Here is a 2,166-nt window from a genome sequence, read left to right on the forward strand (position 1 = left end):
CCGCTTTTCCTTCTCCGTCCGATCAAACTTCTGAAACATCAGCGCCCGCTTCTTCGCGTTTTCTCTGCCTTCGGATCAAGGCCGACGCGGGCGACGATGACTTTTTTCCGTCTAGGATGTCGATACATTCCTGTTGCATACAAAAAGCGATTTATTGACTTTAGGAAATTGATATTGACAAAAGTATTGTGTAAAATAACCCCTTTTTATAAAATGAAAAGTAATTATTTGGATGTTAAAGGGGAGAGAGTGTGAAAAAGAAACTGAGTTTATTAATAGTACTGCTTTTTGGTACTTGTTTTGTGACTCCGTATGACTTTGTCTCGGCTGAAGGGTTTGTAGATCATAAAACTGCCATTGATGATCTATATTACTCAGGGAAAAAGACAAGGGAAATTGTAAAGGAGGGGCAGATGCATTTTACGCTGGAAGCAACATACCATGAAAATGGAATCGTTGAAGCCATCGTTACGGAAAATAAACATACGACTCATATTCAATATGATCCTGCAACGGGCATGACCTTATTAAACGGTGTAATATTAGAATCAAAGAAAGAATTTGAAATGGGCTTATCAGCATACAAAGAAGTATACATGGGGACTGTAACAAATAACGTTCCGGCAGGCACTTTGGTTGGAGCGGCAATTTCTTTGACAAGTATATGGACCAGGGTTCCTGCGAGCAGAGTAAAACAAACAGTTTTAACCCTAACTTCATTAGCCGTAGGAGAGACACTTGATAAATTAATAAAGGTAAAAATCAAGCAATATAGAACTTCGAAGCCTGTGAAAGATGGAAGCATGTGTTACAAACAATATAAATATAAGCATAAGTCCACTTGGTACTATAAGAAAAAACAAAGTAAACAACAAAGCTCAAGCTGGTTTTTACAAAGTAAGCCCTGTTAAGGAGAGAGAAAATGAGCAAATGTCCGATATGCAGGAAATCGTTTACTTTTAGAGAAAAATATAAGCTTATTAGAACAAAAACGCCAACTTGCCCCAGATGTAAAAGTCCACTAAAGGAAACAACAGCTTCAAAATTGCTTTTTGGTTTAATTTTTATTTTGCCAATACTTTATTTTATGTCTTTTTGGAGCGGATGGGATTCAATAGTAAAGTGGTTTTCTCTTTTTATTTGGATTGTGTTTTGTTTATATATTTTGCAACCTGTACTTTATCGTTTTGATAAGACAAAAGCTTAAGTTATTATGCTAAAGGACTGAATTGAACAAGTATTCAGTCTTTTAACCTGTCAGGAAACGATGAATGTGCAAAAAATCCAGAGGCCAGGTTTATATCTCCCTGAGTCTCTTCACTAATATCACTTCCTCTTCACCCATTTCTCAGATTCGGAGTCATCGCATTATCTCGAGCTCCTTTGCGTTTTCTCTTTCTTCTTTTTTTCTGACGTCCAAGATGACGGTTTGCTTTTTGCATTTTTCAAGTCCGTACCTGAGCTGGATGGTGTCGATGACGTCTTCGTTTTCCGATCCTTAGGACATCGATGAGCGAATTTTCGTTGCCGCCCGCAGGTTATCCGTTTTTGTTATTTTAATGCAGTAAACGATAAGTTATATCTCGTTGGTCGGTGATGCAATTAAAAAAGAGGTAAAACAAGCATTTTAAGGGGATTATAAAATGTTTTTGATGGAGATATAAATGAATGGAATATAAGCTGCACAACTATGTGTCGGAGATTGAGAAGCGAGTGCTGTTGAAGATGTTTCTTGTGTTTTATCAGGCTAAGGGGAAATGATTTGAGGCGGGAAAATCCCGCCTCTTGTGTTTATCTGAAAGTTCGATTTGTCTGTGTCCGCCCCCTTTGATTTCCTATGGATAGGAACTTTTATTATTGGTATTGAAAATCGGCAAATGACATACTGAACATGTAAGCGAAAACAATATTGTTAGGGGGAAATTAAGATGACACAAGTGTTATTAATCTGTGGTGCAGGTGCTTCCAGCGGTTTTATGGCAAACGCCATTCGTAAAGCAAGTAAGAAAAGAGGATTGGAAATGTCTGTGCAGGCTCGAAGTGAGTCCCAATTATCAGAGTACCTAAATGAAATCGATGTTTTATTAATTGGTCCTCATTTGAAATATATGGAGGATGAAATAAAGGAAAGAGTAAAAGAATATCAAATTAAAGTATCTGTTATCC

The 2,166-nt window shown here is 37.3% G+C and carries 2 protein-coding genes and 1 pseudogene; 2 read left to right on the forward strand and 1 reads right to left on the reverse strand.

Annotated elements, in window-relative coordinates:
* The first annotated feature begins 251 nt into the window (after positions 1-251).
* Complete coding sequence (locus BTA31_RS22235) at positions 252-911, forward strand: hypothetical protein (protein WP_076794298.1); 660 nt, start codon at positions 252-254, stop codon at positions 909-911.
* A gap of 452 nt (positions 912-1,363) precedes the next feature.
* On the opposite strand, the pseudogene BTA31_RS23490 reads toward BTA31_RS22235, so the two are convergent.
* Positions 1,364-1,529, reverse strand: a pseudogene (locus tag BTA31_RS23490) (RNA polymerase subunit sigma-70); the annotation flags it as partial.
* A gap of 399 nt (positions 1,530-1,928) precedes the next feature.
* Between BTA31_RS23490 and BTA31_RS22240 the strand changes: the two are divergent.
* A partial coding sequence (locus BTA31_RS22240) for a PTS sugar transporter subunit IIB (RefSeq protein ID WP_076794301.1) occupies positions 1,929-2,166 on the forward strand: 238 nt, incomplete at its 3' end.

It is taken from the genome of Bacillus haynesii (assembly GCF_001969855.1).
GTDB classification, from domain to species: domain Bacteria; phylum Bacillota; class Bacilli; order Bacillales; family Bacillaceae; genus Bacillus; species Bacillus haynesii.